The organism is Acinetobacter sp. GXMZU3951 (assembly GCF_054457875.1).
In genome coordinates this window covers 324546-347607 of record NZ_JBTLFO010000001.1, presented here as the reverse complement: position 1 = coordinate 347607, position 23062 = coordinate 324546, and the positions used below count along the sequence as shown (strand labels likewise).

Below are 23062 nucleotides of genomic sequence, written 5' to 3'. Positions count from 1 at the left end.
TATGATTATTTCTTCTGCAAATGATTATCGCGAAGCTGCGCGACGTCGTTTACCGCCATTTCTTTTCCACTACATTGATGGTGGGGCATATGCAGAATATACCCTGAAGCGAAATGTAGAAGACCTTTCTAAAATTGCGTTAAGACAACGTGTTCTGAACGATATGTCAGAGTTGAGTTTGGAAACCAAACTGTTTGATGAAACCTTGTCAATGCCAGTGGCCTTATCTCCTGTCGGTTTAACAGGGATGTATGCACGTCGTGGTGAGGTTCAGGCCGCTGTCGCAGCGGATAAAAAAGGCATTCCTTTTACACTATCGACCGTATCTGTTTGTCCAATTGAAGAAGTGACGCCTGCCATTAGCCGCCCAATGTGGTTTCAGTTATATGTGCTGCGTGACCGTGGTTTTATGCGCAATGCTTTAGAGCGTGCCAAAGCAGCGGGCTGTTCAACCTTGGTGTTCACGGTCGATATGCCTGTGCCTGGTGCACGTTACCGTGATGCACATTCAGGCATGAGTGGTCCAAATGCGGCAATGCGCCGTTATTTACAGTCTTGCATGCATCCCCATTGGGCATGGAATGTGGGCTTGATGGGACGTCCGCACGATTTGGGTAATATTTCTAAATACTTGGGCAAGCCTACAGGTCTAGAAGACTATATTGGCTGGTTAGGTGCGAACTTTGATCCATCGATCTCGTGGAAAGATTTAGAGTGGATCCGTGATTTCTGGGACGGGCCAATGGTGATTAAAGGGATTTTAGATCCTGAAGATGCCAAAGATGCGGTCCGTTTTGGTGCGGATGGAATTGTGGTGTCGAACCACGGTGGTCGTCAGTTGGATGGTGTTTTATCTTCGGCACGTGCCTTGCCACCAATTGCGGATGCAGTCAAAGGCGACCTGAAAATCTTAGTGGATTCAGGTATTCGTAATGGTCTGGATGTAGTACGTATGCTGGCGATGGGTGCAGATACTTGTATGCTTGGTCGTGCCTTTGTTTATGCCTTAGGTGCTGCGGGCGGTGCTGGCGTTTCAAATCTCTTGGAATTAATTGATAAAGAAATGCGTGTTGCCATGACCTTAACTGGCGCGAAAACCATTGCCGATATTTCATCGGATTGTTTGGTGCGTTTAGATCGTGAATTAGCTCAATAAGCAGACAGAAGCTAAGGAGACTCCTTCGCAATGCATGGAGTTTCCTGAATTCGACTGAAAGCATTCCGCAGTTCAGTCACAGATCATCCGAGTGGGCGTAGCGCTTTAATATCAGGCTTACCTGATTTGGATGTACAAGCATAAAGACAAAGATAATCATGCTATCGCCAAGAATGCCTTGTGGCCTGAGATGGAAATAAGGCTTCGTTTACAGGATTAGAACGATGCAACTTCATGTAGATACACAACAGACGATTAAAAAATTGATCGAGATTGTTGGTAAGCAACACGTACTCACCCATGAAAGTGAAACGCGATTGTACCGACAAGGACGCCGCTATGGATCAGGTCAAGTGCTTGCTGTGGTTGTTCCTGGAACTTTGCTTGAGCAATGGCAAGTGTTGCAAGCCGCTGTCGAGGCAGACTGTATTGTAATTATGCAGGCGGCCAATACGGGTTTAACGGGTGGATCTACGCCTTTCGGTGATGACTATGACCGACCTGTGATACTGATGAGCACACGACGCTTGGCGGGTATTCAAATTATCCGAGATGGTCAACAAGTGATTTGCTTGCCGGGTGCGACTTTGGATCGTTTGGAAAAAGAATTGGCTCCGTTTAATCGCGAACCCCATTCGGTCATCGGTTCCTCTTGTATTGGGGCATCGGTATTAGGTGGTGTGTGTAACAATTCTGGCGGAGCATTGGTTCGCCGTGGTCCTGCTTATACGGAGTTAGCGCTTTATGCACGCGTCAATGATGCTGGGCAACTGGAACTGATTAATCATTTGGGCGTGGATTTAGGCTCGACACCTGAAGAAATCTTAACTCGCTTGCAAAATCAACACTATCAAAATGCAGATGTGCAGCATAATCCAAGTTGTTGTGCTTCTGACCAGCGTTACGCGCATGATGTAAAACAGGTAGATGAGGCAACGCCTGCACGCTTTAATGCGGATCCATCACGCTTGTTTGAAGCTTCTGGTTCGGCAGGCAAAGTTTGTGTGTTTGCGGTGCGTCTAGATACCTTTGAGAAAATACCCAGTCAGGTATTTTATGTCGGTACCAATGCTCAGGATGACCTGACTGAAATCCGTCGTTTCTTATTAACCGATTTACCACGCTTACCGATTGCGGGCGAATATATTCACCGTGTGGCGTATGACATTGGTGCTGAATACGGCAAAGACACCTTTGTCTTTATTGAGAAATTTGGCACAGCTAAAGTACCTGCGGCTTTTGCCATGAAAGACAAAGTGGATGGTTATTTAGAAAAAGTGGGCATGAAAGGGCTGTCGGATAAAGTTCTGCAACTGGTCACCAAATTCATGCCGAATCATTTGCCGGAACGCATGAATCAATTCCGAGACTTATACGAGCATCACCTAATTCTTCGGATTGAAAATCAGGATGTAGAGCAAGTACAGCAATTCTTGAGTGGCTATTTCGCTCAGCGTACGACAGGCAATTTTTTCCATTGTACAGATGAAGAAGGGCGTAAAGCCTTTTTACATCGCTTTGCTGTAGCCGGTGCTGCAATTCGCTACCGTGACACGCATCGTAGTGAAGTAGAAGATATTGTCGCGTTGGATATTGCTTTACGTCGGAATGACCGCCAATGGGTCGAAACATTGCCCAAAGAAATGGACGAGCTGATTGTACATAAGCTGTATTACGGTCATTTCTTATGTCATGTTTTCCATCAGGATTATATTGTCAAAAAAGGTGTCGATCCTTTGGCCATGGAACATCAGATGTGGCATTTACTCGATCATCGGGGTGCTGAATATCCAGCGGAACATAATGTCGGACATTTATATGTGGCGAAACCCGCCTTAAAACAGCATTATCAAAAATTAGATCCAACCAATAGCTTTAATGTCGGGATTGGGCAAACGTCGAAGTTAAAATACTGGAAGTAAATACAACAGCTGCTTCATTAGTTGTGATAAAAGTGTAGTCAACTCGCAATAGTGTTTGGCTACACTTTTTTTATTGGCTGATTATTTGCAGAATCAGTCTGTTATAGCCATAAACAAAATAAAAAATCACGTTAAAGTATTATGCAACAAGTTGCAAAGCTAATTAATTATAAGGATTCGCCATGACAACACCGTATGCCAATATTTTAAAGCCCCTGCATTTGGGTTTTACCACCATCAAAAATCGGGTGGTGATGGGTTCTATGCATACAGGTTTAGAAGACCGTTTTTATAACTATCCTAAACTGGCTGCTTATTTTGGCGAACGGGCAAAAGGGGGTGTCGGGCTCATCATCACAGGGGGCATTTCACCCAATCGACAGGGGTGGTTATTGCCTGCGGGGGGCACTATGAATACGGTGGGCGATATTGCGCCACATCGCTTAGTGACGCATGCTGTGCATAAGCATGGCGCTAAAATTCTGATGCAAATTTTGCATTCAGGGCGTTATGGTTATCAGCCTTTTGTGGTGTCATCTAGCCCAATTAAATCGCCGATTTCTCCATTTAAGCCGCGTCAAATGAGCGAAAAGCAAATTTTGGCGACCATTCAAGATTATGCAGAATGTGCACATTTAGCCAAACTTGCGGGCTATGATGGCGTGGAGATTATGGGTTCAGAAGGGTACTTGCTGAATCAGTTTTTAAGCCGGCATGTGAATCAACGTACCGATCGTTGGGGCGGAGTGATTGAAAATCGCATGCGTTTTGCGGTTGAAATTGTTAAAGAGATTCGTCAGAAGGTTGGTGAGCATTTTATTATCTGTTTCCGTTTATCCATGCTGGATTTGGTGCATGATGGCAATACCATGCAAGAAGTCATCACGGTGGCTCAGGCCTTGGAAAAAGCAGGTATTACGCTGTTAAATACAGGGATTGGCTGGCATGAAGCTCGAATTCCGACGATTGTCACTTCAGTGCCACGTGCTGCATTTGTAGATTATACCGCAGAGGTGAAAAAGCATGTGAGCCTGCCAGTGATTGCCTCGAATCGTATTAATATGCCAGACACGGCCGAAGAAATTTTGGCACAAGGCAAAGCCGATATGGTACAGATGGCAAGACCCTTATTGGCTGATCCGTATTGGGTGAATAAAACAGCCACCAATCGCGTGGATGAAATTAATACCTGCATCGCCTGTAATCAAGCATGTTTAGATCACACCTTTAAAAATCAGCGCGCTACCTGTCTAGTTAACCCGCGTGCTGCGTATGAAACAGAATTGGTTTATCTCAAAGCTCAAAAAACAAAACGTGTTGCAGTCGTTGGTGGTGGTGTTGCGGGCATGTCCGCAGCAACTGTAGCTGCGGAACGTGGGCATCGGGTTACGTTATTTGAAGCGAGCCATGAAGTGGGCGGGCAATTTAATTTGGCCAAGGTCATTCCGGGTAAAGAAGAATTTCACGAAACCATTCGCTATTTTAAAGTGCAACTGGAAAAAACAGGGGTTGAATTGCGCTTAAATACCAAAGTCAACCGTGAGCAATTAGAGCGCGAAGGCTTTGATGAAGTGATTATTGCCACAGGTGTCGTACCACGGGCATTAAAAATTCAAGGCAGTGATGCACCGAATGTACTTTCTTATGCACAAGTATTGCGGGGAGCAACAGTGGGGCATCGGGTTGCGGTGATCGGTGCTGGTGGTATTGGCTTTGATGTTTCCGAATTTTTACTCAAGCCTCAGCATCAACCTCAGCCACAACCCTTAGCCGACTGGAAGCGTGAGTGGGGTGTCGATACGGATGCCCACTATATGACCGAAGGTGGTTTGCAACATGCCGAAGTCGAATCTCCTGTCCGTGAAATTTACTTATTGCAACGTAAAACCACGCCGTTAGGTATTGGTTTGGGTAAGACTTCGGGTTGGGTACATCGTGCGCAACTTAAAAAACATGCGGTACGGATGCTCCGTGGTGTGCAGTACAAAGCGGTGAGCAACGAAGGTTTATGGGTAGAAATGAATGGTCAAGATCAGCTACTGCGCGTCGATACGATTGTGGTGTGCGCAGGGCAAGAATCTGTCAAAGATTTAATGCCAAATGAAGGACAAGCCACGTTGGCAAATTACCATATTATTGGTGGTGCAAAACTTGCGGCAGAGCTTGATGCCAAGCGTGCGATTCGTGATGGTGCTGAAATTGCAGCCAAACTTTAATAAATTGATGAAACAATATGCACTTGAATGCTGTGATGCTATTTTTTACTTGTCTAAACTGAAAAAGCTTAGTATTCTTGCGCACATGGAAGCGTGGCAGAGCGGTTTAATGCACCGGTCTTGAAAACCGACGAGGGTGTGAGTCCTCCGTGAGTTCGAATCTCACCGCTTCCGCCAAATTCGAAAAGCCCCTGTATTTACAGGGGCTTTTTTATATCAAAAACTTTGGATTAGTACGTAATTTTTAGAGAATAATGATGGCTTAGGAAGCCAAATAAGATATCTTTACAGAATAAGTAAACATCGAAATGATATTGCTTTGAATGATCATATGAAGTAATTAAAATTTAATAAAAAAAATTTCCAAGATAGACGGTTTTTAAATCTTAATCTAGAAAATGGAAACAAAAAATTGGAATTTTATTAAACTAAATCATTGAAAATAAATAACATAACTATTAAGCATATGATGTGAGTAAAAAGTCTTTAAAAGAAGCATTCTCGAATTCAAAATAAGAGACTTTGTGTAATAACTTTAACATTTAATGAAATTATTAAAGATTCATTTTTAGAATCGTAAAATAAATTCAAGATCAATAATGTGATGCAATTCATATTTATATTAAAATATTTGAATTGTTATAATTTTTGTGTATTATTCTGTTAATCAATTATCTTATTTGTAACTGAGTTTGTGGGATTAGGATTATCTATACCCAAGCCATTGATTTTATGAAAATAAATAGTTGTAACAAAGTTTTCTTAGCTAGGAATACACATGAAAAAGTTAGTTTTAACCATGCTTGCAGTTAGTGGTTTAATTTCAATGAACTCAATGGCTGACGCAGCAACAGGTAACCTTTTAATAAAAGCAAGAGTTGTGAAAAGTTGTTTCGTAAATACAAATGCAACAGGTGCTGTAACAGCAGCAGTTATTGATTTTGGTGATATCACATCACTTGCAAATAATGTAGATGCTGATACATCTGGATCTGGTGGTGCTAAAGTCGGTGTTCTTTGTTCAAATGGTACAAGTTGGACTTTGACAGCGGGAGCAGGAAATAACGAAGCTTCAACTCAACGTCGAATGATTACAGGCTCAGGTACCACAGTTGACTATCTACCATACAACCTCTATTCCAACTCAGCTCGTTCGACACAGATTGCTGTAGGTGGAAACGTTGCTGTAGGTACAGGCACTGGTAATCAGCAGACATATGACGTTTATGCTCGTATTCCAGCAGGAACTCCATTACCTACAGCTGGTAATTATATAGATACTGTTGCTTTAACGATTACATATTGATTTAAAAGAAAAAACCAGAGCTGATCATAGTCAGCTTTGGTCACTATGATGTCAATATTGTGAAACGTTTAAGGTTTATGCGTAATGAATAAAATTTTTTTTGTGGTCATTTCTACTTTGTTATGTAGTGCTGGAGTGCATGCTGCGGCATTAAAAATTTCTCCAGTAAGTGTTGAATTAGTACAAAGTCAACAAGCAAGTAGCTTAACTATAGCAAATGAATCGCCTGATAAAACAAATCTTCAGATACGTATATTTAAATGGCAACAACAGGGAAATGAAGAATCATATATTTCTACCAATGACGTTGTTGTGAGCCCTCCAGCCTTATCTCTAAATGCACAGCAGTCTTATAATCTAAGAGTAGTAAGAGTCAATCAATCTGATGTTGCTAAAGAAGAAAGCTATCGTATTATAATAGATGAATTGCCTACAGCTGTTGATTCAAGAACAATAGGGCAAGGAATTAATGTTGTCTTAAGAACTTCATTACCTCTATTTATCACTAACCCAAAATCTATTCGTGAAGCAAAAGCTCAACTGTTACATCAAGATGGCAAATCTATAATTGAAGTTAATAATATTGGTAGCCGTTTTATTCAGCTCACTAGCTTAAAGCTGATAGATGAGACGACGAAGCAGTCTTACCCTATAGAGATTAATACTTTAAATGGTTATATTTTAAATGGTAATGTGAAAACATATCCTTTAAACGAAAAATTTAATTATATTGAAAAACACAATTACAGCATTCAAGCAAATGTAAATGGTAAAGATATCTCTTACCAAGTTAGATAAGAACATGAAGTGTTTTCTATATACATGTTTAGTTACCTATATTTCTTTAGGGCCGGCATTTGCTGAAGAAGTAACAGTTTTAGAAGGTAATACCTTTAGCAATCAGGAATATATTCCACTTTTCTTGATTTCTTCAGTTAATGGTTCTACTTCTAAAGAATTAATTCCTTGTCTTTTAGATTCAAAGGGTAAAAAAATATTGGTACAAGCCCGTAATCTAAGAAAAATAAGAATTAAATTGCCGATACCAGTCAAAGATACAGAATTAGTCAAACTTGATGAGATTAAGGGCTTGTCTTATTCATATGACGAAAATGAGCAAATTTTATTAATTAAAACATTAGATAAAAATTTAGAGTCTCATGTCGTAGATTTAAATGGAAATGCTATTACAGAAGACCAGCTTATTCCTCAAAAAAGTATTCAAACAGTAATATTGAATTATGAGGTCAATAATACATACTCAGATGATGAAAATTATTTTTCGACTGCAGCTAATGCAATATATAATTCAAATTATGGATTGTTTCAGTCAGGCTATTTATATAACAGAAATACCGAACAATCTAGGAATCAATCTGTTCGTTTGGAATCAAAATGGCAGTATATAGATGCGGAAAAAATTCGTTCATATGTAATTGGTGATTTTAATAGTAATACTGTAGATTGGGGAAGTAGTCTTAGACTATTAGGCTTACAGTGGTCCAGTGCCTATACTTTACGTTCAGATATTATTACTGCAGCTTTACCGCAATTTTCGGGAAATGCGGCATTACCGTCTTCATTGGATTTATTTGTCAATCAACAGAAAATATATTCAGGTGAAATTCCATCTGGGCCCTTTGATGTTAAGAGTTTACCTTTTATTTCAGGTAATGAAATTACATTAGTCACTACTGATGCATTAGGGCAGCAACAAGTAAATAAACAATATTATTACTATTCACCAAAAATTTTAAAAGAAGGAATTCAAGAGTTTTCCGTTGATGTTGGTGTCCCTCGTTATAATTATAGTACTAAATCTAATGATTATGATTCTGATATTGTCTTTGCATCTGGCTCTTTACGCCAAGCTATTTCTAATTCACAAACAGCGACAGGTCATTTAGAAACTTCAACAGATGGTTTAGCAAATATAGGTGTAGGTTATGCACAAAATATTGCAGGTAGAGGGGTTTGGAATTTTAACGTAGTGGGCAGTAGCTATGAAGGCATAGAAGGATTTCTGGGTTTAATTGGTGTTGAGGGACGCTTAAGTTCATCTTCATCTTTTAATTTTAGCTATCAAGGTGCGAGTAAAGGCTACTATGATTTGGCCCGATTATCACTCATCAATTATCAAAACTCTAACTTTTCTGTAGATAGTGATGTCGTTGAAAATAGTGCGACTGCAGAAGAAATAATTCGAGCAGGTTTGAATTTTAATCCAATTCCTGGTTGGAGTATTTCGAGTAATTATAACCGTTTAAAATATACAAATGAGCAATATGATTTATTTTCACTCAGTTTAAGTGGCAATATTACGAATCGAATTAATCTATATTCTTCACTGTATCAAGATTTTAATGATCATGATAATTATGGCGCATACTTGGCTTTGAGATTTGATTTGTCTTCGAAGTTAAAAGCATCTACAAGTGTAAGCAATGACTATGGAAATATAAAATATACCCAAGAGTTGAATAGTATTAGTGATTCAAAATTAGGTAGTTTTGGGTGGGGCGTTACAACGACGTATAGTGAAGGGGAGTCAGACCTTAATACAGCATATGTTGATTATCGCTCACGACCAGCCTATTTGTTTGGTCGTTATAGTCAGTTTGGTAGTAGTTCACAAAGCATGCTTGGTGCAAGAGGTGCCTTAGTTATAGCACAAGGTGATATTTTTGCGAGCAATGAAATTGGAGATGCTTTTGCGATTGTTAAAAATGCAGGGCCTAGGAGTGAAATTATTAATGGTGGTGTGAACTTGGGTAAAGCAAGTAAGAATGGAAACTTTCTGATTCCACATTTAACACCTTATGCTAAGAATCATATTTATTTGGATACTCAGTATTTACCTATAGGTTGGGAAGCAGAAAAAACAGAAAATTTGGCGATTGCGGGTTATCAACAAGGTATTGTGCTTGATTTCTCAGCAAAAAATATTATTTCAGCTACCGTTGTATTGCTAGATAAAGATTTAAAACCACTTCCTGTTGGTTATTCAGTCAGCCTTAATGGGCAGACGGGTAGTATGGTTGGTTATGATGGTGAAGTGTTTCTAAGAGGATTGCTACCAAAGAATAAGCTAATTGTCGATTTATTGGATGGCGGGCAATGTTCTGTTGAATTTCCATATGATCAAGATCAGGCAACAACTCAGAAATTAGGGCCGTATATATGCTCATAAAAAAATTAAGTGTAAATAATTTGAACAGTCGAAATCTTAATACTTTAACCCGAACACTGCCTTTAAATTATTTGATGAGTTTTCTGATTTTAACAAGTTGCTTGTTTTTCTTATTATTTACACCTAAACAAGCACATGCTGCATGTACATATACAGGTACATCATCTAGTACCTACACGTATACCGCTGCTAACTATGGTAATAAAGCAACATTAACACTGAATGGAACTTGGCGTTGTGAAGAAAATGGTAACTACGGAACGAGTCGTTATACTTGCTTAAAACCAGTTTTTTCCTCACCTTTGACTGGTCCTAACTCAAATTATACTTTACCTTATACGGTCACTGCGACAGCAGGAACAACTACAACTGGTTCAAATGCAACAACTGGAAAATGGTATGGGCCGGGAGCAACTACAGTTAATAATAATTATATGACTATAACTTTAACAATTGATGTACCTGCTCCATCTACAATTCTGCCTGCTGGAACGTACAGTTCTAGTGTTAAGTTATATGTAGATATGCAAGCAGCGCAAGGTACTCTTTGTGAAGGTGGGACAGGGGAGAATAATGGATGGGATTCAGGTAGTATTAATTTTGCGTTTAATTATGTAGTACCTCCAATTTGTTATTTAACCTCCGTGACAGATATTGATTTTGGTAATATTGCTGATGCTGGTTTGACAAAAAGAAATTATGATGCCGATGGTGCTGTTGTAACACGTTGCAATGTCAATCGTAGCTATTCAATTTATTTGGGTAATGGAAATAATCGGATTACTGGTGGAAATCGTAGGATGGCAAATGGGAGTAATTATTTAGCTTATCAACTATATAAAGAAGCAGCGCGAATTAATATTTGGGATAGTACGGGCGGTGTAATTGTGACTGGTGGTAGTGGTGGTGTAGCAGTAACAGGTACTGGAGTTAATCAAAATTTCCCAGTTTATGGGCGAATTCCTAAAGGTACAAGCATACCACCAGCTGGAAGTTATACAGATACGGTGGTAGTGACTGTGACATATTAGATATTATGAACATTAAGAAGTTTACTAAACTGAAATTGAATTGGCACTCTTTCAGCCTCATTAAATGGCTCTCGTATCTATACTCAAAAAAGTTCAAATTAGACGCATAGGGCAGAGTTCCATGCTTCTAAAGGTCTGAAGGGGAGGACCCATCTCTTCAGACCTTGTTTATTTTCAAGATGAATTAAATCAAAAAGGCTTTACAGCAACGGTGTCGCTGAGTGACGAAAAAAAAGTGATGCAGTGTGTTTATTATAGAAATTATAAGAAAACGGTTTAATTGCCTATTAAAAAATAGAGTTGATGAACTCGATATTTTATTTGTTCTGTGCAAATGGTACTCAGTGTTTATGTGAAATTGGTTCTATGTTTTTGCAAAAAAAGAAAGAGAATGAAATAGCAAAATAAAAATCATGGAATTGATGGAAATAAAATGATGAAAAATAAGCTTATCTATAGTTTATTCGCAGCAATTGCAGTTACTCAAGTACACGCTGAAACAGTAAATGAAGCTAAAATTCTAGATAGTTTCTCTAGTAGTGGTAGCGTAGCATTTTTAACAGACTATTATTCACGAGGTTATTCACAAAATCAGGGGAATCCAGCGGTACAGGGTTTTCTGAGAGTTGATCATACTTCGGGATTATATGCCCAGTTATTTGCCTCCAATATTGATTTAGATATTGGGAGCAGCTTAGAGCTCGATTATTACTTGGGTTATGACTATTTGGTGAATGATTACTTTAGATTGAATGTTCAGTATCTGGATGTGAACTATCCTGGGGCCGATAAATCAATCCCAAGTCCAGATTATGAGGAATATTCTGTCAGTGCGGTTGGTATGGGCTTACTCAAAGAAAATGATGAGCTGAATTTCTCGTTCTATTACTCACCTGAATATTCCTTCCAGACGGGCAAGGAGTTGCGCTACGAGGTGACTTATCTGTACCCAATTGCAGAGAACTGGAATGCTTACGGACAAGTGGGTTATAACCAATTTTCAAGCAATCAAGCCTATGATGTGTTGTGGGCAACCGATAAGAAAGATGCGTATACAGATTATAAAATTGGTGGAAACTATAGCTACAACGATTTTATTTTTGACCTGTATTATGTTGATTCAAATATGAATAAAGACCTTGATAATGCTGATGATGCGCTGATTTTTAGTATCACCAAGGCATTTTAATCGCCACATCATGTTTTAAATGTTGAGTTTAGATTTTAAAAAGGATTACGCTGGAATACTCGGCGTAGTCCTTTTTCTGTTGAAAAATTTATTATTTTAATCCATGGTTTTATTTAATGATGCTTGAAGGGTATTGGTTATTAAAGAATAAAATCTGGGTAAAATATCAGCATTTTATGGTTCGGCTTATACCATTTTTTAATAATAAAAATATGTTTTAAAAATAATCAATCTGTGTTTTTAAAGTTTTTAAGATGGATTTTAATTTTTTATTTAATTTATATTTTTCAGATATTTGAAAGTTTTTGAACGTCAGGTCTATCTATTTTACTTGGGTTTGTAGGAGGATTTCTTTAGCATGAGCAAAGCGAGCAAGTGGTATTCAATTTAGGGGTATTAGTTTTTCTAATGTCGTGCTTAAAAATATATCGCTTGTTGCTATTCGGTTTTTTTTCTAGAGTGAATTTACGAAATTAGGTGTCATGCATGACACATAAAAGTATTTATAAAATGGATGTTCTAGTAAATGAAAGCGAATGCGGAACGGTTGTGGCAAATGCTGATGGAAATGGCAAAAATTGGCGCAACAGATAAAGGTGGCAACACACGTTTGGCGTTATCTGATGAAGATGTTGCTGGGCGTTCCTTGTTGATTGAATGGGCAAAAAAAATCAATCTTTCAATTCATTATGATGAAATTGGAAACCTGATTTTAAGACGTGCAGGTCTTTCTGCAACTGCTTTACCGATTGTAATGGGCAGTCATTTAGATACCCAGCCTAAAGGTGGACGTTTTGATGGTATTTATGGCGTGTTGGCGGGTCTGGAAGTTTTGCAACGTCTGACTGAAGAAGAGATCAATACTTACCATCCTTTGGAAGTAGTAGTGTGGACCAATGAAGAAGGTGCGCGTTTTACACCAGCCATGATGGGTTCTGCGGCATTCACTGGCTTGTTGGATAAGCAAAAAGTGTATGACAGTACCGACAAGCAAGGTATTTCAGTATATTCCGAGCTGGTACGTACGGGGCAATTGGGCGAAACACCGTTAGCACGTCCGTTTAAGGCCTATTACGAAGCGCACATTGAACAAGGTCCTGTTCTAGAACAAAACCATGTGGCGATTGGTGTGGTGACGGGTGGGCAAGCGATTCTCTGGTTAGATGTAGAAACCAAAGGGAAAGCAGCGCATGCAGGCACAACCCCAATGGCGATGCGTAAAGATACCATGGTGGGTTCAGCCGCGATGATTGTGGAACTGGAACAAAATATTCGAAAACGCTTCCCTGAGGGATTGGTGACTTTTGGTGAAATGCAGGTCGCGAATTCTTCTCGCAATACCATTCCAGGTCAGATTCAATGGACCATTGATTTGCGTAATCCGAATGATGCGGCATTGAAAGACATGGAAGCAGAAACGCGTAAAATTCTGCATACCCTTGCCGAGCATCATGATTTAGATATCAGCATTAGCGAACACTGGTTTAGTCCAGCCACCTATTTTGATACAGTGTGTGTCGAAACCGTACAAAAGGCGGTGGATCGCCTAGGTTATAGCAATCAGAAAATTGTCAGTGGTGCAGGACATGATGCCATTAATATTGCCAAGCACTGTCCAACCACCATGATTTTTATTCCATGTATTGATGGTTTAAGCCATAACGAAGCCGAAGATGTCTATGCGCTAGATGCGGCTCAAGGTGCGGATGTGCTGTTAAATGCAATCCTCAATTATGATGCCATGCAGGCAGAAGCTTTAGAAACTCAGTGCGCTCAAGCCGTCTGAGCAAAATGATGAACGAATAAACCGTAAAAAGCAGTCTTCTGGATGAGTCGACTGCGAGTGTAAGGAAGGACAAAGAATGAACTCGAAATTACCTGTAGAAATTGATATTCAAGATGTTTGGCAAAAAGACAAAGACCATGTAATTCACCCTTGGACAGATTTCACCACATTTAAAGAAGAAGGTTCTTTAATTATGGCGAAAGGTGAAAATGTTTTTGTTTATGATGCACATGGTAATAAATACCTTGATGGTATCGGTGGCTTGTGGTGTGTCAATGTCGGTTATGGTCGTCAAGAAATTGCTGATGCGGTCTCTGCACAGATTATGGAACTTCCATACTTCTCGCCATTTGGTCATCAAACTACGGCACCTGCGGCCAAATTAGCAGCAAAATTGGCAGAGCATGCTCCACAAGGCTTAAACCATGTGTTCTTTGGTTGTGGTGGTTCGGTCGCCAATGACACAGCCGTGCGTTTAATTCACCATTACTTCCATCAAATTGGTCAGCCGTCTAAGAAAAAACTGATTGCACGTAAAGATGCTTATCACGGTAGTACCTATATCAGTATGAGTCTGACGGGGATTGAAGCCGATCATATTGGTTTTGAAATTCACAACCAATTGGTGCATCACGTTTCATGTCCGAACCCGTACCGTAAGCCTGAATCGCAGTCGATGGAAGATTTCTGTAATGAAAAAGTACAGGAATTAGAAGACACGATTTTGGAATTGGGTCCAGACAATGTGGCAGCATTCTTTGCTGAGCCAATTATGGGGGCTGGTGGGGTAATAGTTCCACCTGAAGGCTACCATGCGAAAACTTTGGCCGTGTGTAAAAAATACAACGTGTTATATGTGTCGGACGAAGTTGTGACCGCATTTGGTCGTTTAGGTCATATGTTTGCGTCTGAAGCGGTGTTCGATATTGTTCCAGACATTATTACTTGTGCCAAAGGTTTATCTTCAGGTTATCTACCTTTAGGTGCCACCATTATCTCGGATGAAATTTATGAAGCGATCAGTAAGCCGCATCATAAGGGTGGATTACTAACCCATGGCTTCACCTATTCAGGTCATCCAGTGAGCTGTGTTGCAGCACTGAAAAATATTGAAATCATTGAGCGCGAAAAGATTTGTGAACACGTGCAAGATGTTGGTGTGTATTTTGAAGAGCAGTTGAAAACCTTAGCTGATCTAGAAATTGTAGGTCAGGTACGTGGCAAGAAATTCATGATGTGTATTGAAAACTTGCGCAACAAAGCTACCAAAGAGTTATTTGATGGTTCGGTGGGGGTTGGTAAACGTATTGCCAATCACTGTCAAAAATTAGGCTTGATTGTCCGTCCAGTGGGTCACATGAATGTGCTGTCACCACCGTTAATTTTAACGCGTGAACAAGTAGATTTTGTAGTCAAAACCTTGCGTCACGCGATTCAAAATACCATTCAGGAACTTAAAGCTGAGGGTCATTTATAAGTTTTAATCCGCAATTTATTCGATCAGCCTGATTCCAAACAATCAGGTTGCTCGGAAGCTGTCGGTCAGTGAATCTGGCTAGCGCAGCAACAGGTAAAAACAGTTAAAAAGCCAAATGGAATAATAGTCCTGTTGGGCTGTGCTGAATTTGAGACCAAAGCGGTTTTCAGCAATGCCAGCATGCTAAGGCGAGTAAGAAGATGAAAAATTATATCAATGGACAATGGGCGGCAACGACAGGCTCGACCGAGATTGTGGTGATCAATCCACGGAGTGAACAAACACTCGCGCAATTTATTGCAGCGTCTACCCATGATGTAGATGCTGCAGTTGCAGCAGCCAATCAAGCTTTGGCCGACTGGAGCAATACCAGTGCAGCAGAACGTGCCGCATGGCTGAATAAAATTGCAGATGCAATTGAACAGTCGAAAGATACACTGGTGGAACTGTCGCATCACAACAATGGCAAATCCATCTGTCAAGCTAAAGTCGATGTCGAGAACAGCATTAAATGCTATCGCTACTATGCCGACTTGGTTCAGAAATTTGCGTTCACGAAAACCAGTCAAACTGACCATGGGACTGAACTCACCCATCAGCAAAATCCCGTGGGTGTGGTGGCCTTAATTACCCCGTGGAATTTCCCATTAATTACCAGTGCATGGAAAATTGCGCCTGCGTTGGCGGCAGGTTGTACCTTGGTATTTAAGCCTTCAGAATTGGTGCCATTGCCGGAAATTGAATTGATTAAATTGCTGAATCAGATTGATTTCCCGCAAGGTGTATTCAATTTGGTGTTGGGTGATGCGGTGGCTGCGGAGCATCTGGTTCGTCATCCTGAGGTACAGAAGGTTTCCTTCACTGGCAGTACGGAAATTGGCATTCAAGTCATGCAGGCTGCGGCAACGAGTGTCAAACGGGTGACTTTGGAATTGGGTGGCAAGTCGGCATTTTTAGTATTAGAGGATGCCGACCTTGATGATGCCGTGGAAAAAGCCGTGGGTGGCATGTTCTATAACGCGGGTCAAATGTGTTCTGCCATGTCACGCGTGTTGGTGCATGAATCCATTGCGGAAGCTTTTTATCAAAAATTGAAGCAGGCGACAGAGTCGATTGTGTTGGGTCAAGAAGCTGAAGGTCAGTTCAGCATGGGTCCCATGACCACACAAAAGCAATTCAAAAAAGTGCATGAATATTTAGCCATTGCCGCGCAAGAGCAGCTCACCGCTTTGATTGATGCGGAAAATATTCCATGTCCTGCACAGGGTTATTATATTCGCCCACAAATTTATATTGATGTTCCGACAGACAGTCGTCTGTGGAAAGAAGAAATTTTTGGTCCAGTGATGTGCTGCCGTAGCTTTAGTACTGAAGATGAAGCCATTGCAGTTGCCAATGATTCAGAGTTTGGACTGGCGGCCACCATTATGACGGGATCGGTCGATCACGGTAAAACCATCGCGAAACGACTACGTGCGGGGCATATCTGGATTAACTCTTTCCAAATGATTCACCCAAGTTCTTTATGGGGTGGTTTTAAAAAGAGTGGCACTGGGCGCGAGCTAGGTGAGTCGGGTATGCAAAGTTATTTAGAGGAAAACGTGATTACGATTTAGATGAAGTTTTAAAGGGTTATTGGAAAGGAAAGGGATGTCCTTTTTCAGTAAGTGTGCTGTTAGGTGGAACAACCATTGCACTAAATAAATGTGCGCAGAATGCTACAGGAGTAAAAAGCATGGAAAGCGATAATCATCAAAGGAGTCTCTCCCTATGGCAAGTGGTTGTCATAGGTGTGGCCTATATGGCGCCAGCCACAGTATTCGATACGTTTGGCATTATTTCCAGAGTGACCAATGGTCAGGTGCCATTAGCTTATTTACTGGCCTTGGTTGCTATGCTACTCACCGCATTGAGTTATGCGCGTTTTAGCCGTTTATCGCCTAAAGAAGGCTCGGCGTATACCTACACCACTGAAACCTGCGGAAAAACCATGGGCTTTTTTGTTGGGTGGTGTTCGTTACTCGATTATATGTTGCTGCCGCTGATTAATGCCTTACTCGCGGGCTTTTATTTAAACTCCATTTTCCCCGATGTATCGTATACCACTTGGGTTCTCATCATGGTGGGGCTGGTGACGTTAATTAATAGCTTCCGCATTAATATTCTGGCCAATTTTAGCTTTGTCTTTGTAGCAGCAACCTTGGTCATGATGTTGGTGTTTATCTATTTGGTCGTGACGGGCATTGGACAAGCGCAAGGCTATAACGCGGTGATGACGGTGAAACCGATGTTCAGTGGGGATCCTGAATTGACTACACTGGTTGCGGGTGTTTCTTTGGTGTGTTTCTCCTATTTAGGTTTTGATGCTGTTTCAACGCTGGCACATGAAACCAAAAACCCAACCAAAACCATTCCAAAAGCAATTATTTGGACAACTTTGGTGGGGGGAGCCATTTTCATTACGGTGTCTTGGTTCGTCACGCTGCAATTTCCGACCTTGGCTCAATTTAAAAATCCGGATGAAGCCTTGCCTGAAATTGCACTGATTGTGGGTGGTGCGGCATTTCAAACCCAGCTACTGACTGTCCAAATTATGAATGCCTTTGCCTCTGGTTTAGCAACACATGCCAGTGCTTCGCGCTTAATTCATATTATGGGTCGTGATGGTATCTTCAATAAGAAAGTCTTCGGTTCAGTCAGCAGACTCGGGACACCACTGTATTCAATCTTCTTTGTTGGTTTAATTTCCTTACTGGCGATTTATGTGGATCTGGCAACAGTGGTGAGCTTCGTCAGTTTTGGTGCCTTGATTGCTTTTACCATGGTGAATTTCTCCGTATTTATGAAATTCTTTGTGATTGGCAAACAACGCTCGGGCTTGAAGCATCTATTTATGAATTTATTTTTGCCCCTGGCGTCGGTACTTTCATTGCTGGGACTCTGGATTAATTTAGAAAAATCAGCGCTTGAATTTGGCGGCATCTGGTTATGCGTCGGCATTGTCTTGGTGGTGTACAAGAAAATCAAAAAACAGCCGATTTCTTTAGGATCACCGGCTGAAGAAGTCTCAAACAGTTAAATGCGTGTGAGTGAGTTGGCTTCAAGCACTCACTCAAGAATTGGTAAACATTGAAATTAAAAGAGAGTAAATATGGAACTCGTGGTAGAAAAGCAACAAGTCGTGACAACGCCAAAACAACAAGGCTATAGCATGCCAGCTGAATGGTCAGCGCAAGAAGCCGTGTGGATGATCTGGCCGTTTCGTACCGATAACTGGCGTGATAATGCGCAACCCGCACAACAGGCCTTTGCTCAAGTGGCAGCAGCCATTGCTCAAAAGACACCTGTATTTATGGCTGTCCCAGTGACTGAAATGGAAAAAGCACGTCAAACTATGCCTGCAGAAGTGACGTTGTATGCGATGGAAAGTGATGATGCTTGGACACGTGATACAGGTCCATCCATTGTGAAAAATGCACAAGGTGAACGCCTTGGAATTGACTGGATTTTCAATGCATGGGGCGGTGAAAATGGGGGGCTATATTTCCCATGGGATCAAGACCAACTGATTGCCAAGCAAATTTCTGCCATGCATGAACTCGACACCTACTCGGCGCCTTTGGTATTGGAAGGCGGATCCATTCATGTCGATGGTGAAGGCACTTTACTCACCACAGCAGAATGCTTACTGAATCCAAATCGTAATCCAGATTTGACGCAGGCTGAAATTGAAGAAATTCTGCAAGAATGCTTAGGCGTGAGCAAATTTATCTGGTTGCCAGAAGGCGTGTTTAATGATGAAACAGATGGTCATGTCGACAATATGTGTTGTTTCGTGCGTCCGGGCGAAGTGGCATTACATTGGACTGATGATGAACAAGATCCACAATACCCACGTTCTGTTGCGGCACTTAAGGTATTGGAAAATACTGTAGATGCCCAAGGTCGCCGTTTGAAGGTGTGGAAACTGCCTGCACCGGGTCCATTGTATGCGCGTGACAACGAAACGCATGACGTGCAAAAAGGCAATGCCATTGAGCGTGTGGAGGGCAATCGTTTAGCGGGTTCTTATGTGAATTACCTGATCAGTAATCAACAGATTATTTTCCCATTGTTCGATGAAAGCACGGATGAGCAGGCACAAGCATTGTTCCAGCAAATGTATCCTGATTATTTGATCACCGGAGTTCCTGCGCGTGAAATTCTGTTGGGTGGAGGTAATATTCACTGTATTACCCAGCAAATTCCAGCTTAATCGTTGATGTAGGAAAACCGAACATTAAGCCATGCGACAGCATGGCTTTTTTATGTGTAACTGAGTGGTTTGATATATGGAGCTAAGAATTCCCAGATTTTTTCGATATTTAGGCGAAGTGATAAGCTTTTCCAAACTTTAAGCCGAGAGAAGATGACTGAAAAAAACAACAATTTGTATGAACTTGTATATACAAATAAGCTTAGGGTAATATAGACTAAATTTGATTATTTTGTAAGAGTTTAGCAAATGCCACGAGGGTCTACACAACACGACTTGGAGTTATCTTTAGAGGATGATAGTCCTGTTCCATTGTATTTACGTGTCAAACAAATGATTTCACAGAAAATCTATGAAGGAACATGGGCGGTTAATAAAAAGATTCCTTCAGAAAGTGAATTGGTGAATTTGCTCGGGTGTAGCCGAATGACGGTCAATCGTGCTTTACGTGAACTGACGACCGAAGGTTTATTGGTACGTATTCAAGGCGTGGGGTCTTTTGTTGCTGAAGGACAAGGGCGTACAGCTTTATTTCAAATCAATAACATTGCAGATGAAATTATTGCCCGAAACCATAAACACCATGCAGAAGTGTTGGTGCTCGAACAAATCCAAGCCAATCCTGAACAAAGTCTATTAATGCAGGTGCGTGAAGGGCAAAAATTATATCATTCAATTATTGTGCATTATGAAGATAATGTCCCTGTCCAGATTGAAGATCGACTGGTAGATCCGACGATCATTGCTGATTATTTAAGCCAAGATTTCACCAAGATTACCCCGAATGCGTATTTAATGTCGAAAGCCCCAGTCACGGAAGGCGAACACGTCGTGACCGCGATTCAAGCTTCCGCTCAAGAATGTAAGTGGCTAAAAATTAATAAAACTGAACCTTGCTTGCTGATTCGTCGACGTACATGGTCGAATAAACAGTTAATTTCCAGCGCCCGACTGATTTATCCCGGTAGTCGTTACTTCTTGGAAGGTAAATTTACCCCATGATGCAGTTACTCAGTTTCAGTGACTATAAAAAAATGCCATGGAAAAACGGAGCGGGCTATACCTTGGAGTTGGCGCGTAGTGCAGGGCAAGATTTAGCAGCCTTTGATTGGCGCATTTCTATGGCAGATGTCACCACTTCGGGGGCATTTTCTCCATTTTTCGGGATGCAACGGCTCCTGACTGTATTAGAAGGTGAGGGCATTGATTTACATATTGAAGATCAAACCTTGCGGCTCAATGCCATGCAAACGGCCCAATTTGGTGGCGAGCAGTCAGTCAGTTGTGATTTGGTTGCAGGGGCAATCCGCGATTTTAATTTAATTTATGATCCTGACAAATACGCTGCGCGTTATCAATGGATTCATACGGCTGAACCCTTGCAGTTTTTTTCCGCAGCGGATGTGATTTTTTTATTTAATCATGCCCAGTGCCAAATTGAACTCTGTGTAGATGGACAAGATTTGGTACTGGATGCTCAGCAGAGTTTGTTGATCCAAGCGCATCAAAAGCTACACGTTATAGAATTCAAAGCAGCCCAGTTTAGACAATGTTGTCTCATTGAATTGACAAAAAACTAAGTTTTTATGCTTCAAAAAAAACACATACAATTTGTAGTTGTATGTGTTTTTTTATTGCTATTAAAAAATAAAAGCAATAAATACATTTACTTATTGTTTTTTTATAAAAAATATTAAAAAGCATCTTTTCAATTATTTTGTTTTGTGTAGTATATGGATGTATATACAAGTCCATACATTATTGTACAGATAAGGCAGAGTATCTCTGCTGAAAAAATCAATGGAAGGAGTCCGATTGTGACAGCATCAACAACAAAATTTCGTGATGTAGAAATTCGCGCACCACGTGGCACAAAATTGAATGCGAAGAGCTGGTTAACAGAAGCCCCTTTACGTATGCTGATGAATAACCTTGATCCAGATGTTGCCGAAAATCCAAAGGAATTGGTGGTTTATGGCGGTATTGGTCGTGCTGCACGTAACTGGGAATGTTTCGATAAAATTGTAGAAACCCTGAAAAATTTAGAAATTGATGAAACATTGTTGGTGCAATCGGGCAAACCAGTCGGTGTGTTTAAAACCCATAAAGATGCTCCACGTGTCCTCATTGCAAACTCGAACTTGGTGCCACATTGGGGCAACTGGGAACATTTTAACGAGTTAGATGCCAAAGGATTAGCAATGTACGGTCAAATGACCGCAGGTTCTTGGATCTATATTGGTAGCCAAGGGATTGTTCAAGGTACTTACGAAACGTTTGTTGAAGCAGGTCGTCAACATTACAACGGTGACTTAACGGGTCGTTGGGTGTTAACCGCTGGTTTAGGCGGCATGGGTGGTGCACAACCATTGGCTGCAACACTTGCAGGTGCTTGTTCTTTAAACATTGAATGTCAACAAGCGAGCATCGATTTCCGTTTACGTACCCGTTATGTGGATGAACAAGCCACTGACTTAGATGATGCTTTAGCGCGTATTGAAAAATACACAAAAGAAGGCAAAGCAATTTCAATTGCGCTACATGGCAATGCCGCAGAAATTTTACCTGAATTGGTTCGTCGTGGCGTGCATCCAGATATGGTGACTGACCAAACCAGCGCACATGACCCATTGAATGGTTACTTGCCAATTGGTTGGACATGGGAAGAATATCGTCAACGTGCGAAAACTGAGCCAGAAGTGGTAGTGAAAGCTGCGAAACAATCGATGGCAAAGCATGTTCAGGCGATGCTTGATTTCCAAAAAATGGGTGTTCCAACTTTTGACTACGGCAACAACATTCGTCAAATGGCGCAAGAAGAAGGCGTAGAAAATGCCTTTGATTTCCCTGGCTTCGTTCCTGCTTATATCCGCCCATTATTCTGCCGTGGTGTAGGTCCATTCCGTTGGGCAGCACTTTCAGGTGATCCAGAAGACATCTATAAAACAGATGCTAAAGTTAAAGAATTGATTCCTGATGATGAACATTTACATCGTTGGTTAGACATGGCGCGTGAACGCATTAGCTTCCAAGGCTTGCCAGCACGTATTTGCTGGGTAGGTTTAGGCTTACGTGCTAAACTTGGTTTAGCGTTCAACGAAATGGTACGTTCAGGTGAATTATCTGCACCAATCGTAATTGGTCGTGACCACTTAGACTCAGGTTCAGTGGCAAGTCCAAACCGTGAAACTGAATCCATGAAAGATGGTTCAGATGCTGTATCTGACTGGCCATTATTGAATGCCTTGTTGAATACTGCAGGCGGCGCAACATGGGTATCTTTACATCATGGTGGCGGTGTTGGTATGGGCTTCTCGCAACACTCTGGTGTGGTGATTGTCTGTGATGGTACCGATGAAGCAGCAGCACGTATTGCGCGTGTATTGACCAATGACCCAGCAACTGGGGTAATGCGTCATGCTGATGCAGGTTATGAGATTGCGATCGACTGTGCAAAAGAGCAAGGTTTAAACTTGCCAATGATCACGCAATAATATTTTTATGGACATGGATTACGATGCTTGTTGCTTAAGT

Annotated in this window: 16 protein-coding genes and 1 tRNA gene; all 17 read left to right on the top strand. The window is 41.0% G+C overall.

Annotated elements, in window-relative coordinates; genetic code table 11:
* Window position 1 precedes the first annotated feature (1 nt).
* Window positions 2-1156 carry an FMN-dependent L-lactate dehydrogenase LldD gene (gene lldD, locus ACX17N_RS01585; RefSeq protein WP_458890834.1) on the top strand — a complete coding sequence of 385 codons (1155 nt, stop codon included), beginning with the start codon at window positions 2-4 and terminating at the stop codon, window positions 1154-1156.
* Between the two features lie 224 nt (window positions 1157-1380).
* Complete coding sequence (gene dld / locus ACX17N_RS01580) at window positions 1381-3078, top strand: D-lactate dehydrogenase (protein WP_458890833.1); 1698 nt, start codon at window positions 1381-1383, stop codon at window positions 3076-3078.
* A gap of 182 nt (window positions 3079-3260) precedes the next feature.
* Complete coding sequence (locus ACX17N_RS01575) at window positions 3261-5294, top strand: FAD-dependent oxidoreductase (protein WP_458890832.1); 2034 nt, start codon at window positions 3261-3263, stop codon at window positions 5292-5294.
* A gap of 87 nt (window positions 5295-5381) precedes the next feature.
* Window positions 5382-5471 (top strand) — tRNA-Ser (locus ACX17N_RS01570).
* A 601-nt stretch (window positions 5472-6072) separates the two neighbouring features.
* On the top strand, window positions 6073-6600 hold the full coding sequence (locus tag ACX17N_RS01565) for a Csu type fimbrial protein (protein ID WP_458890831.1): 528 nt from the start codon (window positions 6073-6075) through the stop codon (window positions 6598-6600).
* Window positions 6601-6684: 84 nt separating this feature from the next.
* Window positions 6685-7398 (top strand): fimbrial biogenesis chaperone, encoded by a 714-nt coding sequence (locus ACX17N_RS01560; protein ID WP_458890830.1) that lies wholly within the window; start codon window positions 6685-6687, stop codon window positions 7396-7398.
* Window positions 7367-9790, top strand: coding sequence for a fimbria/pilus outer membrane usher protein (locus ACX17N_RS01555; RefSeq protein WP_458890829.1), 2424 nt, complete (start codon window positions 7367-7369; stop codon window positions 9788-9790). Before ACX17N_RS01560 ends, ACX17N_RS01555 begins: the two co-directional genes overlap by 32 nt.
* The gene (locus tag ACX17N_RS01550; RefSeq protein ID WP_458890827.1) at window positions 9781-10821 is read left to right on the top strand and encodes a Csu type fimbrial protein; all 1041 of its coding nucleotides are present in this window, start codon (window positions 9781-9783) and stop codon (window positions 10819-10821) included. The genes ACX17N_RS01555 and ACX17N_RS01550 overlap by 10 nt, the downstream gene beginning before the upstream one ends.
* 433 nt (window positions 10822-11254) lie before the next feature.
* Window positions 11255-12010 (top strand): TorF family putative porin, encoded by a 756-nt coding sequence (locus ACX17N_RS01545; protein ID WP_458890826.1) that lies wholly within the window; start codon window positions 11255-11257, stop codon window positions 12008-12010.
* Between the two features lie 526 nt (window positions 12011-12536).
* Window positions 12537-13796 carry a Zn-dependent hydrolase gene (locus ACX17N_RS01540; RefSeq protein WP_458890825.1) on the top strand — a complete coding sequence of 420 codons (1260 nt, stop codon included), beginning with the start codon at window positions 12537-12539 and terminating at the stop codon, window positions 13794-13796.
* A 76-nt stretch (window positions 13797-13872) separates the two neighbouring features.
* On the top strand, window positions 13873-15273 hold the full coding sequence (locus ACX17N_RS01535) for an aminotransferase (RefSeq protein WP_458890824.1): 1401 nt from the start codon (window positions 13873-13875) through the stop codon (window positions 15271-15273).
* Between the two features lie 200 nt (window positions 15274-15473).
* Window positions 15474-16889, top strand: coding sequence for an aldehyde dehydrogenase family protein (locus tag ACX17N_RS01530; RefSeq protein ID WP_458890823.1), 1416 nt, complete (start codon window positions 15474-15476; stop codon window positions 16887-16889).
* A 119-nt stretch (window positions 16890-17008) separates the two neighbouring features.
* On the top strand, window positions 17009-18352 hold the full coding sequence (locus ACX17N_RS01525) for an APC family permease (protein ID WP_458890822.1): 1344 nt from the start codon (window positions 17009-17011) through the stop codon (window positions 18350-18352).
* A gap of 72 nt (window positions 18353-18424) precedes the next feature.
* Entirely contained in the window at window positions 18425-19528 is a 1104-nt protein-coding gene (aguA, locus tag ACX17N_RS01520) for an agmatine deiminase (RefSeq protein WP_458890821.1), read from the top strand.
* Between the two features lie 249 nt (window positions 19529-19777).
* Window positions 19778-20530: a histidine utilization repressor gene (gene hutC / locus ACX17N_RS01515; RefSeq protein ID WP_458890820.1), complete on the top strand. Its 753-nt coding sequence runs from the start codon at window positions 19778-19780 to the stop codon at window positions 20528-20530.
* Window positions 20527-21108, top strand: a complete 582-nt coding sequence (locus tag ACX17N_RS01510) for a HutD/Ves family protein (RefSeq protein ID WP_458890819.1) — start codon at window positions 20527-20529, stop codon at window positions 21106-21108. Before hutC ends, ACX17N_RS01510 begins: the two co-directional genes overlap by 4 nt.
* 237 nt (window positions 21109-21345) lie before the next feature.
* Window positions 21346-23022 (top strand): urocanate hydratase, encoded by a 1677-nt coding sequence (hutU, locus tag ACX17N_RS01505; RefSeq protein WP_458890818.1) that lies wholly within the window; start codon window positions 21346-21348, stop codon window positions 23020-23022.
* The last annotated feature ends 40 nt before the right edge of the window (window positions 23023-23062 follow it).